The organism is Mesorhizobium cantuariense, from assembly GCF_042647205.1.
GTDB lineage: Bacteria > Pseudomonadota > Alphaproteobacteria > Rhizobiales > Rhizobiaceae > Mesorhizobium > Mesorhizobium cantuariense.
Genome location: NZ_JBHRVD010000001.1, coordinates 3,310,384 through 3,325,329 on the forward strand (window position 1 = coordinate 3,310,384; position 14,946 = coordinate 3,325,329).

Consider the following 14,946-nt stretch of genomic DNA (forward strand, 5'->3'; position numbering starts at 1 on the left):
ATAGCTAACCAAGGTTGGCATTTTGGCTTCGTTTCGTTCACGGTAAACGAACGCCCGGAAAGCTGAAAATGCCCCCGGTCGCGGGTCCACCGGCGGCTGATGCCAACCCTAGGGCCGAGGATGGGCCACAGCCCATTAACCATAATAATTTCAATGCCGGCAAGCGCATTATGGCGGCGCGCAATCGTGATGGCGGCCCGCTGGCAACCGCCGAATAATTTCGACCCCCTTAATAAATTCATTAAACTTTAAACAGTTGCAGAACACAACTGGAACAGATAGTGTTTGTTCTGGGTTTGTTTTCTGATTCTGGTTTCAGGTACCCTGGGGGCCGCTATGCTGACGCGCAAGCAACACGAACTGCTGATGTTCATCCATGAACGCCTGAAGGAAAGCGGCATTCCGCCATCCTTCGACGAGATGAAGGAGGCGCTCGACCTTGCCTCCAAATCCGGGATTCATCGGCTGATCACGGCGCTGGAGGAACGCGGCTTCATTCGCCGGCTGCCCAATCGGGCACGCGCGCTGGAAGTGTTGCGGCTGCCGGACTCGATTGCGCCCGGCCTCAACGCGGCAAGAAAGTTCTCTCCCAGCGTCATCCAGGGCAGTCTTGGTCAAGGCGGCCTTGGCCGGCAGATCAAGCCGGCGTCTTCGCGGATGCCTTCGGCCGGCAATGACGACGACGTGGTCTCCGCCGTGTCGATCCCCGTGATGGGCCGCATCGCCGCCGGTGTGCCGATCGATGCCATCCAGCATCAGACACATTCGATCTCGGTGCCGCCGGACATGATCATGGGCGGCGAGCACTATGCCCTGGAGGTCAAGGGCGACTCGATGATCGACGCCGGCATCTTCGACGGCGACACCGTCATCATCCGCAACGCCGATACGGCGAGCCCCGGCGAAATCATCGTGGCGCTGGTGGATGAAGAGGAAGCGACGCTGAAGCGGTTCCGCCGCAAGGGTGCCTCGATTGCCCTTGAAGCCGCCAACCCGGCCTATGAAACGCGTATTTTCGGACCGGACAGGGTTAAGGTGCAGGGCAAGCTCGTCGGCCTGATCCGCCGCTACTGAGGCAGTTGCGGGCTGACCACTGGCTTCTCGGGCCTCTTGAAGGGCGGCAGTCCCCTCGCCTCGCGTGAGAATTTGCGCTGCGCGTGCCAGGGTCGATATGGCCTATCCACCGCGAAGCTGGCCGTCGCCGGTGTGGTTGCCGATTGGCGATCGAAGAAGACGGCCGCACTGCCTTTGCGAGCCAGTTGCCGCTTGGTGATGACGAGAACCAGCGGGTTGTGACAGGCGTCATAGGCGGTGGCGTCATTGATAACGATCAACTCGGCGAAGCCGCAGGCTTTCCAAGTGTCCTTGCGGTCTTCGACATAAGCAATGATGGCACCGGACGGATGCTTGGCCAGACAAACGCCTGAAGTGCAATAGAACGGCGATCCCGGCGGCAGTTCTGTGGCATCCGCGATCTCGAATTGTCCGTCGCCCTTGTCAAACACCTCCGGCACGACAACGGTTTCGGATGTCAGCGCACGTTTCCAGTTGTCGACGGTGAATTCGTTCGGCCTTGCCCGGCTGACCGCGAGTTCGCCGCCACCAATCGGCAACGCAACCAGCCGTGCGTCCTCCGAGATCAGCACATCCGGCGCGCGCGTATCCGAGACGGTCAGCAGGCCGGCAAGCGCGAAGGGAAGGGCTGCGAGCCGCAGCCATGTCGTCGCCATCGTCGCGATGACCAGGGCAATGGTCACCAGCAGGACAGACTGCTGCGAAATCAGCCCAACCCCATCGACAGGCGAACGCTCGGATATCCAACCCGATATGGCGATCATCACCGTCAGGCCCTTGCCCATCAGGTAGAGGGCTGGCCAGTCCAATCCGAACGGCATCAGCAGCGCGCTGGCAACGCCTAGAAACATGACCACTGTCACGATCGGCATGACTGCCAGATTGGCGAACAGGCTGAGCGGCGACACACGCTGAAAATGCCAGATGGCAAACAGCGCTGTGGCGCTGCCGGCGATGATGGAGGTCACGGCAAGGCCGCCCGCCGCCAGCATGAACTTTCGTGTCAGGAAACTTGGCAAGGATCGCTTTGGCGGCGGCGGTCTCGTTTTCCCCGCGCGATGATCCGACCAGCCGGCATAGGCACCGACAAGTGCTGCGGTCGCGGCGAACGACATCTGGAAACTCGGGCCGACCACCTCGTGCGGCGACACCATAATGACGGCGATCGCCGAAATCGCCAGATTGCGCATGGTGAGTGCTGCCCGATCGAACAGCACGGCAATCAGCATCACCGCCAGCATGATGAAGCTGCGCTCGGCGGCAACGACGACGCCGGAGATGATGAGATAGGCGGCGATCGAGAACAATGCCACTGCGGCGGCATATTTCTTGACCGGACGACGCGCGGAAAAGTCCGGAAACAAGGCGAAGGCACCGCGCAGCAACCCCATGATGGTGCCGGCGACCAGCGCCATGTGCAGTCCGGAAATGGAGATGATGTGGTAGATGCCGGTACGCCGCATCGTTTCATTGATTTCATCGGGAATGCCGGCGCGCACGCCGACGATCAGCGCCGCGGCGATCTCGCCTTCGGCGCCGCCGACGCTGCCCCTGATGTGGTCGGCAATGCCTTCACGGGCTTTTTCTATCCTTGAGGAAAGGTGGGCCGACAGCGGCATGTCGTCGTCATCGGTGACGGCAAGTTTTGGATTGCCGAGAAAGAACCCGCTGCCGCCGATGCCGGCGAAATAGCTGTCGAAGGAGAAGTCGTAGCTGTCCGGCCGCACCGGCCCGGTCGGCGGCAACAGCTTGACGTAGCCGGTGATGAGGGAGCCGGCGGTCATGCCGTCCGGGATCTTGCGTGCCGAAAGCCGCACCCGCTTCGGCGCATAGCGCAATTTCGGCCGAGCGGTCGACGTCACGTCGATGGTCAGCCGGATACGACCGCTCTCCATCCGGTCGAGCGAGACGACGCGGCCGGTGACTTGCGTCGAGATTTCCGAGCCCAGCATCTGCGTGCCCGCGCGCCACGTCTCGACCTTTGCGGCGAGCAGCCCGAGCGCGCACAAAAGCGCGGCCATGAAGCACAGATGGGTTTTCGGCCAGGAACGCGAGACCAGCGCACAGAGCGCCGCGAGGGCGACGAACGCGACCGGTTTCGCAAAGTCGGGCTCTGCCGTCAGCGAAAAATAGCCGATCGCTCCGCTCGCCAGGCAGACAGGAACCAGCAGGAAGGCCACGCCGCGGTCGAGTTCCAGGCTCGCCGCCGCCGCCACGCTGCGGCGCAGGCGAGGCAGCGATACCAGGCCGATCTGCCGGTGCAGGCGCGCGATCCTGCCGGTTTCGGCAACTGGAACAGGGGCCGAGACATCCGCGTGTAACGGCGCCTTGCCCGAATCCGGCACGAGGGGCGATGGCGGCAGCAATGAAGCCGGCAGCGGCGTCGCAAACAGGGAGCGCTCGCTGACGCCAATGACAGCGTCCTCGCCCCGATCCGAACCCCGGCCTCGTTCAGCCATCGGGTCTGCCCCTTGCGCCCTCGACACCCTATGCTACATGAACGCCGGGCGCGCGAAAGTCCGCGCAACCGCACCCCGCTTCAGATGGTTTTTGAGAGTTCCATGTCCGACAAGGTCGTCACCCGTTTTGCCCCCTCGCCCACCGGCTATCTGCACATAGGCGGCGCGCGCACGGCGCTGTTCAACTGGCTGTATGCAAAGCATACCGGCGGCACGATGCTGCTGCGCATCGAGGACACCGACAGGGAGCGTTCGACAGATGCTGCCACCGCAGCCATCCTCGAGGGGCTTTCCTGGCTTGGCCTTAGCTGGGACGGCGAGCCGGTGTCGCAGTTCGAGCGTGCGCCGCGCCACCGCGAAGTGGCCGAGGATCTCGTGCGCATGGGCAAGGCCTATTATTGCTATGCCACGCCGGCCGAGCTGGAGGCGATGCGCGAGGCGGCCAGAGCCAAGGGCCTGCCGCCCCGCTATGACGGCCGCTGGCGTGACCGCGACCCCTCAGAGGCGCCTGCAGGCGCCAAGGGTGCCATCCGCATCAAGGCGCCGACCGAGGGCGAGACGGTGGTGCACGACCGTGTCCAGGGCGAGGTGCGCTTTCCCAACAAGGATCTCGACGATTTCATCATCCTGCGTTCGGACGGCAACCCGACCTACATGCATGCCGTCGTCGTCGACGACCATGACATGGGCGTCACCCACATCATCCGTGGCGACGATCATCTCACCAACGCCGCCCGCCAGACGGTGATCTACAACGCCATGGGCTGGAACGTGCCGTCCATGTCGCATATCCCGCTGATCCACGGCGCCGACGGCGCCAAGCTGTCGAAGCGGCACGGCGCGCTTGGCGTCGAGGCATATCGCGCCATGGGCTACCTGCCAGAGGCGTTGCTGAACTACCTGGCGCGCCTCGGCTGGAGCCATGGCGACGACGAGATCATGTCGATCAAGGACATGATCTCCTGGTTCGACATCGGCGACGTCAACAAGGGTGCGGCCCGCTTCGATTTCGCCAAGCTGGAGGCGATCAACGGCGTCCATATGCGCCGCATGAGCGATGCCGAGCTGTTCGATGTCTTCATCGCCACTCTGCCCTATCTCGAGGGTGGCCCGGCGATGGCAGCGCGCCTGAACGACGCCAACAAGGCACAGCTGCTGGCAGCCCTTCCGGGCCTGAAGGAGCGCGCCAAGACGCTTGTCGAACTCGTCGATGGCGCAGCCTTCCTGTTTGCCACGCGACCGCTGCCGGTCGACGACAAGGCGGCCCTTTTGCTCAATGACGATGCCCGCAAGATCCTGCGCGGCGCTCACGAAGCTTTGAACGGGCTTACAAGTGACTGGACGGCCGCTGCAGCGGAGGCCGCGATCCGCGAGGTTGCAGTGGCCGGTGGCCACAAGCTCGGCGCCGTGGCCCAGCCTTTGCGCGCCGCTTTGACCGGCAAAAGCACCTCGCCGGGCGTGTTCGATGTGCTTGCCGTGCTCGGTCGCGAGGAAAGCCTGGCGCGCATAGCCGATCAAATCGATTAGGAGCAAACTGGCCCAAGAAGATTGGCATTGAAAGGCGGGTTTCGCAGTGCAACATTAGGCCTTGGCCCAATCTGGCACGCACCTCCTTAAATGCGGTGGCGAATACGCGCATTGCGGTGATTTCGACGTGTCGCTTTGCAAGAATTTTGCCTTTGCCGGCATGAGGAAACAAGAAGGAGTTTGCAATGACCGAAGCTGCGAAAAAACTGGATTTGGGCGGCAAGACCCAGGAGGCCACGGCAACGCTTGAATTTGCCGGTAAGACCCACGAATTCAAGGTGCGAAGCGGTTCGGTCGGGCCTGATGTCATCGACATCGCCTCGCTCTACAACACCACCGGCGCCTTTACCTACGATCCCGGCTTCACCTCGACGGCAAGCTGCGAATCCGAAATCACCTTCATCGATGGCGACGCCGGTATCCTCTTGCACCGCGGCTATCCGATCGACCAGCTGGCCGAACACGGCGACTTCCTTGAGGTCTGCTATCTCCTGCTCTACGGCGAACTGCCGACCAAGGCGCAGAAGGACGATTTCGACTACCGCGTGACACGCCACACCATGGTGCACGAGCAGATGTCGCGCTTCTTCACCGGCTTTCGCCGCGACGCGCACCCGATGGCGGTGATGTGCGGCGTGGTCGGCGCGCTGTCGGCCTTCTACCACGACTCCACCGACATTTCCGACCCCTACCAGCGCATGGTTGCCTCGATGCGGCTGATCGCCAAGATGCCGACGATCGCGGCGATGGCCTACAAGTACCACATCGGCCAGCCCTTCATTTACCCGAAGAACGAGCTGAACTTCGCCGCCAACTTCCTGCACATGTGCTTTGCCGTGCCGTGCGAGGAATACAAGATCAACCCGGTGTTGGCGCGCGCCATGGAGCGCATCTTCATCCTCCACGCCGATCACGAGCAGAACGCCTCGACCTCGACCGTGCGTCTCGCCGGCTCTTCGGGCGCCAACCCGTTCGCATGCATCGCCGCCGGCATCGCTTGCCTGTGGGGTCCGGCGCATGGCGGCGCCAATGAAGCGGCGCTCAACATGCTGGGCGAGATAGGCCATGTCGATCACATCCCGGAGTTCATCGCCCGCGCCAAGGACAAGAACGACCCGTTCCGGCTGATGGGCTTCGGCCACCGCGTCTACAAGAACTACGATCCGCGCGCCAAGATCATGCAGAAGACCGCGCATGAGGTTCTGGGCGAGCTCGGCATCAAGGACGATCCGTTGCTCGACATCGCCATGGAACTGGAAAAGATCGCACTGACCGATCCCTATTTCATCGAAAAGAAGCTCTACCCGAATGTCGACTTCTATTCCGGCATCACGCTGAAGGCGCTGGGCTTCCCCACCACCATGTTCACCGTGCTGTTCGCGGTCGCCCGCACCGTCGGCTGGATCGCGCAGTGGAAAGAAATGATCGAGGATCCGCGCCAGAAGATCGGCCGCCCGCGCCAGCTCTATACCGGCGCGCCGGAGCGTGACTACGTGCCGATCGCCAAGCGCTGATGAGAGCGAGTAGGGAATAGCGATTAGCGAATAGGGAGGTTTATATTGGCCGAGGCGGTGAGAACCGCCTTCTTCCTATTCGCTATTCGCTATTCCCTATGCGCTCTCTTGATATACCGCATCGCCACCTGCGCGGCGATCTCACCGGACGGTTTGTCGGTCGCCATACGCCGCGTGATCTCGGCAAAGCCTTGCTTCTGCCAGGCGCGATAGGCAGTGTCTGAAAACAGCGCCTCGAGCTGTCGCGCCAGATAGCGCGGCCGCACATATTGGTTGTAGTGCTCCGGCACGAGCGGCTGGTCCGCGATCAGGTTGGGCAAGGCAGCACTCCACACCGTGACCAGCCCCTGGACCATCCGCATGACCGGATCAAGCCTGTAGCAAGAGATCATCGGCACGCCCGACAGGGCCAATTCCAGCGACACCGTTCCCGATGCAATCAGCGCCGCATCCGCCTTGCCGAAGGTCTGCCATTTGCGCTCGGGATCGAGGATGATCTCTGGTTTTTCATCCCAGCGCGCGACCGAGGTCCTGACCAGATCGGCGACATGCGGCACCGTCGGCAGAAGCAGGCGCAAGCGGTGTCCGCGCGCGCGCAGGATCGACACTGTCTCGCCGAACGGACCGATAAGCCTGCTTACCTCGCTGCGCCGCGAGCCGGGCAGGACAAGCAGTGTCTTGACGCGATCCCCCGACAGGTCGCGCGGCAGGCTTTGCGCCTTGGCAGCACCCAGCACGCCTGGATCATGCGCAAGGCGATGTCCGACATAAGTGCCGGGCGGGCCGCCCAGGCGGCTCAGTTCCTTCACTTCGAAAGGCAGGATGCAGAGAATATGGTCGACATAGGGCTTCATTGCCACCGCCCGGCCCGGTCGCCACGCCCAGACACTTGGGCAGACATAGTGGATGATCGGTATGGCCGGATCCGTGGCGCGGACCTTCCTGGCCACGCGCAGCGAAAAATCCGGGCTGTCGATGGTGATGAGACAATCGGGTTTTTCAGCCGCGACAGCACTTGCCGTCTGGCTGATCCGCCGCATCAGACGCGGCAGATCGCGCAGGATGGCGCTGAGCCCCATCAGCGCGATCTCAGCCCCGTCGAATAGCGGGACCAGTCCAAGCGCCTGCAAATGACGCCCACCAATGCCGACAAGCCTGATATCGCGACCGGTTGCACGCTTCAACGCCCCGATAATGTCGGCGCCGAGCAGGTCGCCGGATTCCTCACCGGCGACGATGGCGATCTTCAGTGGGGTTTCACCGGCCATGCGTACGCTCCATGGCAGGCAGGCCGATCAGGAACAGGCCAAGCGCATCGGCGCGCGCAATGACGACAGGACCTTCCAGAACCAGTGAGCGGCCGGCTTCGACGGCAATGCCGGCCAGCCCGGCAGAATGCGCTGCCTCGACCGTTTGCGGACCTATCGAAGGCAGATCGGCTCGCAGTTCCTGCCCCGGCTTCGCGCATTTGACAAGGACGCCACGCGTCCTGCCGGCAAGCCTGCCATGGCTGCGCAGTTCCTTTGTTCGCTGGAGCAGCCCATCAGTCCCCTCGATGCCCTCCAGGGCGATGGCGCGACCACCAATAGCGATCGCCGCCTGACCGATATCGAGCGCGCCGATGGCTTTCGCAGCCGCATAGGCGGCTTCGATGTCACGTCGATCCGATTTGAGAGGCGCAGCCTTGGTCAGCACACCCTCGACAGCGACAAGATCTGGCACGACCTGATGGGCGCCGACGACCTTGACACCGCGAGCCTCGAGACCGCGTGCCAGGAGCTTCAGCAAGCCGTCGTCGCCGCGGGCGAGCGCCACCATCAGTGTGGGTATCAGCGAAAGCAGGCCGAAGCTTAACCGCATGTCGGTCAGTTTCGGCCGGCGTCTGATCTCACCGGCCAGCACAAGGTGGGTGATCTTCCGGCGTTTCAGCAATGAAGCCAGCGCGCCGATCTGTTCGAGAGCAAGGCTCTCATGCTCATATCTGTAAAGTTCGGATCCACGGTCGACCTCGCCTTCGACCATGATGATGAAAGGTGGATGTCGATGCCTCTCGAGACCTTCGGCGACTTCCACCGGAAGATGACCACCGCCGGCGATGACGCCTACCCTGGCGCCTGGTGCGAGAACGAGACCAGCTGTCTCAGTCTTCGTCATCGACATCGTCGCCATCGCCGCCCTTGAGCGACGGCACAGCATAGTGCCGCTTGCCGCGACTGGTGATGAAATCGATGATCTTCATGGCGGTCGGTGACGACGCGAACTCCGCCTTGGCGAATTCGATGTTCTCGCCAACGGTGCGGGAACGATCGAAGATCATCCTGTAAGCCTTGCGCAGCACAAGGATTTCGGACCTCGGCAGGCCGGAGCGCTTCAGGCCGATGATGTTGAGGCCGCGCAGGCTGGCGCGATTGCCGACCGCGATGGCATAGGGGATGACGTCACCGACGATCGCCGAGCAGCCGCCCAGAAAGGCGTTGTCGCCGATGCGGACAAACTGATGCACAGCGGTCAGGCCACCGATATAGACGTTGTTGCCGACCTCGCAGTGGCCGCCCAGTGTCGCGCCATTGGCGAACGTCGCGTTGTTGCCGACGACGCAATCATGGGCGATGTGGGCGTAGGCAAGGAAATTGCCATTGTCGCCGACCGTCGTCTCGCCGCGGCTAGAATCGGTACCGAGATGCATGGTCACGCCTTCGCGGATCGTGCAGTTCTTGCCGATGACCAGGGTGGTGCGGCCGCCCTTGTGCTTGGTGTTCTGCGGCGGCGCACCCAACGTCGCCATCGGATAGACCTTGGTCGAGGCGTCGATTGACGTCGCGCCCATCACCGAGACATGACTGACCAGCTCGACGCCGTCGCCGATCACCACGTCGGCGCCGACGTGGCAAAACGGCCCGATGCGCACGCCTTGGCCGATTTGAGCGCCTTCCTCCACAACGGACGAAGCATGGATGGATGTCTTGATTTTCATAAGCATTCGATCGTCAGTCGCTGGTGACCATCATGGCTGAAATCTCGGCCTCGGCAGCCTTGGCGCCGTCGACCATGGCTTCACAAGCGAATTTGAGCAGGTTGCCGCGTTTCTTGATTTTCTTGACATAGATCTTCAACTGGTCACCGGGAACGACTGGTTTGCGGAATTTGGCGTTGTCGATGGTCAGGAAATAGACCAGCGACGGCTTCTCGGTGCCCAGGCTGCGGATGCAGATGGCGCCGGCCGTCTGCGCCATCGCCTCGACGATGAGCACACCCGGCATGACCGGCTGTTCAGGGAAATGGCCCTGAAAATGCGGCTCGTTTATGGTCACGTTCTTGATGCCGACGGCGGACTCGTCGCCATCGATGTCGACGATGCGATCGATCATCAGGAACGGATAGCGGTGCGGCAGGAGCTTCATCAGCCCCATGATGTCGACCGCTTCCAGCGTCGTCGACGCGATCATGTCAGCCATTGCCTCCCTCGCCCTGTTTGCGGGTCCTGGCGAGCTTGCGCAGCATGGCTATCTCCCGCATCGCTTCCGCCATCGGCTGCGCCGGATAGCCGCCCCAAATCTCGCCTGCAGGGACATTGCTCATAAATCCACTTCTGGCGGCAAGCTTGGCCCCTGTCCCTATGGTCAGATGATCCGCAAGCCCAACGCCGCCGCCCATGGTGACATTGTCACCCACGACCACGGAACCCGAAATACCCGAAAGCCCGGCTATTATGCAATTGCGGCCGATGCGGACGTTATGGGCGATCTGCACGAGATTGTCGATCTTGGTGCCCTGACCGATGATCGTATCGGACATGGCACCGCGATCGACTGTCGTGTTGGAGCCGATCTCGACGTCGTCCTGAATGACGACACGACCGATCTGCGGCACGCGTTCGGGGCCCTTGGCCCCGCCGACAAAGCCAAAACCATCCTGGCCGATCCTGGCGCCGCCATGGATGATGACGCGATTGCCGATCAAGGCATACTGGATGCTGGCGCCCGGACCGACATAGCCGTCGCGGCCGATCTGGCAGGATTGTCCGATGACGGCATTGGGCGCGATGACGGTGCCGCTGCCGATCGAAGCGCCCGGCCCGATGACCGCGCCGGCCTCGATGACCGCGCCGGCTTCGACATGCGCGGTCGCATCGACATGAGCATGCGGCGAGACACCGGTTTCGCTGGTCATCGGCCCTGGCGTCGCCGCCCTTGGAAACAGCAGGCGCCCGACAAACGCGAAGGCCTGTTGCGGACGCGGATGAACCAGAACGGCAACGCCGGCCGGCGCCTTGCCGGCAAATTCCGCCGGGCACAGGACCGCGGCCGCCCGCAGCGACGGCATCAGCGCGGAATTACGTTTGCCGTCGACAAAGACGAGCGCATTCTCGCCGCCCTCGCTGGCCGGCGCGAGCGCTTCGATCGAAATATCGGAGTGGCCGGAATCGACAAGCACCGAGCCGGTCAGATTCGCGACTTCGCCCGCCGTATACCGGCGTGATGGCGCGAAGAACACCGGATCGGTCATTCCAGAAGCTATATCCAGCTAGGTCGGAACATTTCCCCCGGGCCTGAAAGACCCGGGAGCATCGTTGGCCGCCGATCAGAAGCGGGTCGATATGCCGAAGTTGAATTCCTGCACGTCGTCGCTCGCTTCCTTCTTGACCGGGATCGCATAGTCGATACGGATCGGACCGAACGGCGAGGCCCACATCAGGCCCACGCCAACCGAAGCGCGCAGCTTCATGCCGGTGCTCGATTGATCAACGTCACTAGCCTTGACCTTGCTGCCGTAGAGCGTCGCCGCGTCGGCGAACACCGCGCCGCGCAGGCCGAAGCTCTCCGGAACGACGGGCAGCGGGAACTGCGCTTCCGCCGAGGCATTGAAATAAGTGGTGCCACCAAGATGATCGCCAGCGCCGTCACTGTCGACCGGGCCGATGCCGCCATAGGCGAAGCCGCGGATCATGCGATCGGTGCTCTGGAAGTGATCGAACACGCGCAGATCGCCGTCGCCGCCGTAGCCCTCGACATGGCCGGCGCCAGCCGAAAGCAGCCCGACCAGATCGTACTGCTCGGACAACGTTTGGTAGATGCTGCCGCGTCCCGTGACCTTGACGAACTTGGCGTCGCCACCGAGACCTGCCACTTCCACGGTCGTGTTGGCGTAGATACCCTCATGCGGGTTCTTCATGTCGTCGATGGTGTTGTAGACCAGCCCCAGGCTGACCGAAGACTTGATCCACGGACTTTGGTCTATGCCATCAAGGATAGCGGTGGAAACATCGCACTTTGCAGGATCATAAACGCCACCGGTCACGCAATCATCTTCGAGCTCATATTTCTCTTGCGAGATGTTGTATGCGAGCTGGGTCGTGATGCTGTTGGTGATCGGCAGACCGAAGCGCACCGTCGCCCCCGTGGTATCGCTGTTGTAGTTGTCGTACTCGCGGGTCTGTTTGAAGATGTCGAAGCCGGCGGCGATGCGCCGTCCGAGGAAATAGGGCTCGGTGAAGGACAGGCTGTAGTCGCGCGAATTCTTGCCGCCGCCAGCCGACAGCTTGATGAACTGGCCGCGGCCGAGGAAGTTGCGCTCGGTGATCGATCCTTCGACCGACGGACCGGCCGTGTCGCCACCGGTCGAATAACCGGCGCCGACGGAGAATTCACCAGTCGACTTCTCGACCACGTCGACCACCAGCACGACCTGGTCGGGCTGCGAGCCCGGCACGGTCGAGATGTCGACTTTGTCAAAGTAATTGAGGGCTTCCAGACGCTTCTTCGCGCGCTGGATGAGCACCTGGTTGAAGGCGTCGCCCTCGCTGACGTCGAACTCGCGGCGAATGACATAGTCACGCGTGCGGTCGTTGCCACGAATCTCGATGCGTTCGATATAGGCCTTGGTGCCCTGGTCGATCGTGTAGACCACCGAAATGGTGTGGTTTTCGAAATTGCGGTCGCCGCGCGGCGTCACCTGCGCGAAGGCATAGCCGGAACCGGCCACCTTCTCGGTCAGCGCGATGATGGAATCCTCGACGTTCTTGGCGTTGTAGACGTCGCCCTTGCGGGTCTCGACCACCGATTCCAGCGACTTGCTGTCGACTTCCGGGATCGTGCTTTCGACGCTGACGTCACCGAATGTGTAGCGGTCGCCTTCCTGGACGGTGATGGTGACCGTGTACTTGTTCGTCGCGCTGTCGAGTTCGCCGACAGCGGACACAACCTGGAAGTCGGCATAGCCGTGATTGTAATAGAAGCGGCGCAGCAGCTCCTGGTCGGCGCGCAGCTTGTCGTCGTCATAGACGTCGTCGCGCAGGACGAAGGAAAGCCAGGTCGAACGCTTGGTATTGATGACATCCGACAGGCGGCGGCTGGAATAGGCGCTGTTGCCGACGAAATTGATCGCCGCGATCTGCGTGCGGTCGCCTTCAGCAATGTTGAAGACCACGTTCACGCGGTTGTCGCCGAGCTGCATGACCTGCGTGGTCACGGTCACATCGTCGCGGCCAATCCGCTTGTAGGCAGCCTTGACCGATTCGACATCGGCATCGAGCGTCGCCTGCGAGAACGTTCCACGCGGCTTCAGCTGCACCGCCATCGCCAGCGCATTGTCCTTGAGCTTCTTGTTGTTCTGGAACAGCACCTGGTTGACGACCTGGTACTCGGCAACCTTGACCACCAGCGTCGAGCCGACCTGATTGATCTGCACATCCGAGAACAGGCCCGTGCCGAACAGCGCCTTGACCGCACTGTCGATATCGGAACTGGAGAAGGCCTTGCCCGGCTTGATGGTGATGTAATTGCGGATGGTCTCAGCGTCGATACGCTGGTTGCCGCTCACTTCGACTCTGCTGACGACAGCGGCTTCGGCCGCCGATGTGGCAACGAACTGCACTGCGAGCGCGCCTGGCACGACAAGAGCCGCGGACAGGGTCACCGCGGACGCGGCGCTCAGAAACTTGGATGCTGCCTTCATCGGGCTTAATAACCTTTTCTCGTAGTCCCCACGGCGAGAAAACCGGACGTGCGGTAATTTCTCCTACCGTATTAACCGGATTTTCCCTACACGCAAGGCTTCTGGTTAATTTGTATTTACTTAACCCTGCGGCGTGGCTTTCGCGTCACTCATATCCCCGTGCATGGTAAACGGCGTCTCAACATCGTCCATGCAGAAGCCAAATTTCTTCATGATTTCAGCACCCAAACAGATCGTTCCAGAAAACGAACCCCATGAAGCACAGCACCAGAAGCAACCCGGCCCGATAGGCCATTTCCATCATCCGTTCCGACACTGGACGGCGGATGACGGCCTCCACCCCGTAGAACAAGAGATGGCCGCCGTCGAGGGGGGGAATCGGCAAAAGGTTCAGAATCCCGATGCCAACCGACAGCAGTGCGACCAGCTGCACGAGCCATTCGAACCCCAGTTTCGCCGCCTTGCCGGCCATGTCGGCGATCTTCACCGGGCCACCCAGCTGACATTTGTCCTCGCGGCCAATAACAAAGCGCTGCAGGAACTGGCCGGTGCGCTGGATGACGTGACCGGTTTCCTCGACCGCCGCTGCAACCGCTCCCACCGGAGTGTAGGTTATGAGCCGCGGCTGGCCGAGTTCCTTGTTGTTGACGACACCGATCACGGCGACCTTGACCTTGTTGCCGAGCGCGTCTTCCTGCTCCATCAGCCGCGGCGCCGCGGTCACCGTGACCTCCTTGCCGTCGCGCAGCATGACGAAGGTGATGATGTCGTCGGCGCGGCCCGAGACCAGGCGCTGGACGTCGCCAAAGGTTTCGACCTTGTTGCCGTCGACGCTGACGAATCGGTCGCCGGGCAGGATGCCGGCCTTCGCCGCCGGGCTGTCGGCGGTCACCTCGGCCACCATGGGCTCCGCGACATAACGGCCATAGGCGGTGAACAGCACGGCAAAGACGACGATCGTCAGCAGGAAATTGAACAGCGGTCCGGCCACCACCGTCGCCGCGCGCTTCCAGATCGGCTGCGTGTGGAAGGCGACCTTGCGCTCCTCCTCGGTCAGCGTTTCGATCTCTTCCGACGTGGGCTGGCTCGATGTGGCGTTCATGTCGCCGACGAATTTGACATAGCCGCCAAGCGGTATCGCGCACAGTTTCCAGCGCGTGCCGTGGCTGTCGTTGAAGCCGAGGAGTTCCGGGCCGAAGCCGATCGAGAAGGCCTTGACGCCGATGCCGCACCAGCGCCCGACAAGGTAATGGCCCATCTCATGGACGAACACGACCACGGTCAGCACAAACAGGAACGGCACCAGCGTGCCGAGGACAAAGCCTTCTGTGCTGAAAAGCGCGTGAAGAATCTCGTTCAAGACAAACCCTCAAATTCTTTCACGGCGCAGATGGCGCCGTGACTGTGACACCAATCCG

General features: G+C 62.1%; 11 protein-coding genes. 3 read left to right on the top strand and 8 right to left on the bottom strand.

The features are described 5' to 3' along the window. Positions 1–336 precede the first annotated feature (336 nt). On the top strand, positions 337–1,074 hold the full coding sequence (lexA, locus tag ACFOJ9_RS15910) for a transcriptional repressor LexA (protein ID WP_378979740.1): 738 nt from the start codon (positions 337–339) through the stop codon (positions 1,072–1,074). Here the strand turns inward: lexA and ACFOJ9_RS15915 are convergent. Then, complete coding sequence (locus ACFOJ9_RS15915) at positions 1,068–3,533, bottom strand: ComEC/Rec2 family competence protein (protein WP_378979742.1); 2,466 nt, start codon at positions 3,531–3,533, stop codon at positions 1,068–1,070. The two genes, lexA and ACFOJ9_RS15915, sit on opposite strands and share 7 nt — an antisense overlap. 102 nt (positions 3,534–3,635) lie before the next feature. On the opposite strand from ACFOJ9_RS15915, the gene gltX reads away from it, so the two are divergent. Both gltX and gltA read left to right on the top strand, forming a co-directional pair. Then, positions 3,636–5,060: a glutamate--tRNA ligase gene (gltX, locus tag ACFOJ9_RS15920; RefSeq protein WP_378979744.1), complete on the top strand. Its 1,425-nt coding sequence runs from the start codon at positions 3,636–3,638 to the stop codon at positions 5,058–5,060. Positions 5,061–5,245: 185 nt separating this feature from the next. Further along, positions 5,246–6,574 (top strand): citrate synthase, encoded by a 1,329-nt coding sequence (gene gltA / locus ACFOJ9_RS15925; RefSeq protein WP_378979745.1) that lies wholly within the window; start codon positions 5,246–5,248, stop codon positions 6,572–6,574. Positions 6,575–6,663: 89 nt separating this feature from the next. Here gltA and lpxB read toward each other — a convergent pair whose 3' ends face one another. The 7 genes from lpxB to rseP all read right to left on the bottom strand — a co-directional run bounded on the left by lpxB (position 6,664) and on the right by rseP (position 14,888). Continuing rightward, positions 6,664–7,842: a lipid-A-disaccharide synthase gene (gene lpxB, locus ACFOJ9_RS15930; protein ID WP_378979746.1), complete on the bottom strand. Its 1,179-nt coding sequence runs from the start codon at positions 7,840–7,842 to the stop codon at positions 6,664–6,666. Then, positions 7,832–8,728, bottom strand: coding sequence for an LpxI family protein (locus ACFOJ9_RS15935; protein WP_378979748.1), 897 nt, complete (start codon positions 8,726–8,728; stop codon positions 7,832–7,834). Before ACFOJ9_RS15935 ends, lpxB begins: the two co-directional genes overlap by 11 nt. Beyond that, a complete protein-coding gene (gene lpxA, locus ACFOJ9_RS15940; protein WP_378979750.1) occupies positions 8,715–9,548 on the bottom strand; it encodes an acyl-ACP--UDP-N-acetylglucosamine O-acyltransferase in 834 nt (277 codons plus the stop codon). Before lpxA ends, ACFOJ9_RS15935 begins: the two co-directional genes overlap by 14 nt. 13 nt (positions 9,549–9,561) lie before the next feature. Further along, entirely contained in the window at positions 9,562–10,029 is a 468-nt protein-coding gene (gene fabZ, locus ACFOJ9_RS15945; protein ID WP_027036657.1) for a 3-hydroxyacyl-ACP dehydratase FabZ, read from the bottom strand. Continuing rightward, complete coding sequence (gene lpxD / locus ACFOJ9_RS15950) at positions 10,022–11,080, bottom strand: UDP-3-O-(3-hydroxymyristoyl)glucosamine N-acyltransferase (protein ID WP_352871145.1); 1,059 nt, start codon at positions 11,078–11,080, stop codon at positions 10,022–10,024. The genes fabZ and lpxD overlap by 8 nt, the downstream gene beginning before the upstream one ends. Positions 11,081–11,155: 75 nt before the next feature. Continuing rightward, entirely contained in the window at positions 11,156–13,528 is a 2,373-nt protein-coding gene (gene bamA, locus ACFOJ9_RS15955) for an outer membrane protein assembly factor BamA (protein WP_378979752.1), read from the bottom strand. A 217-nt stretch (positions 13,529–13,745) separates the two neighbouring features. Next, positions 13,746–14,888: an RIP metalloprotease RseP gene (gene rseP / locus ACFOJ9_RS15960; protein WP_378979754.1), complete on the bottom strand. Its 1,143-nt coding sequence runs from the start codon at positions 14,886–14,888 to the stop codon at positions 13,746–13,748. Positions 14,889–14,946 lie beyond the last annotated feature (58 nt).

Coding starts and splice junctions, on each gene's coding strand:
- lexA (WP_378979740.1), top strand. CDS start 337: ATGCTGACGCGCAAGCAACACGAACTGCTGATGTTCATCCATGAACGC.
- gltX (WP_378979744.1), top strand. CDS start 3,636: ATGTCCGACAAGGTCGTCACCCGTTTTGCCCCCTCGCCCACCGGCTAT.
- lpxD (WP_352871145.1), bottom strand. CDS start 11,080: ATGACCGATCCGGTGTTCTTCGCGCCATCACGCCGGTATACGGCGGGC.
- lpxB (WP_378979746.1), bottom strand. CDS start 7,842: ATGGCCGGTGAAACCCCACTGAAGATCGCCATCGTCGCCGGTGAGGAA.
- ACFOJ9_RS15935 (WP_378979748.1), bottom strand. CDS start 8,728: ATGACGAAGACTGAGACAGCTGGTCTCGTTCTCGCACCAGGCGCCAGG.
- ACFOJ9_RS15915 (WP_378979742.1), bottom strand. CDS start 3,533: ATGGCTGAACGAGGCCGGGGTTCGGATCGGGGCGAGGACGCTGTCATT.
- fabZ (WP_027036657.1), bottom strand. CDS start 10,029: ATGGCTGACATGATCGCGTCGACGACGCTGGAAGCGGTCGACATCATG.
- bamA (WP_378979752.1), bottom strand. CDS start 13,528: ATGAAGGCAGCATCCAAGTTTCTGAGCGCCGCGTCCGCGGTGACCCTG.
- gltA (WP_378979745.1), top strand. CDS start 5,246: ATGACCGAAGCTGCGAAAAAACTGGATTTGGGCGGCAAGACCCAGGAG.
- lpxA (WP_378979750.1), bottom strand. CDS start 9,548: ATGAAAATCAAGACATCCATCCATGCTTCGTCCGTTGTGGAGGAAGGC.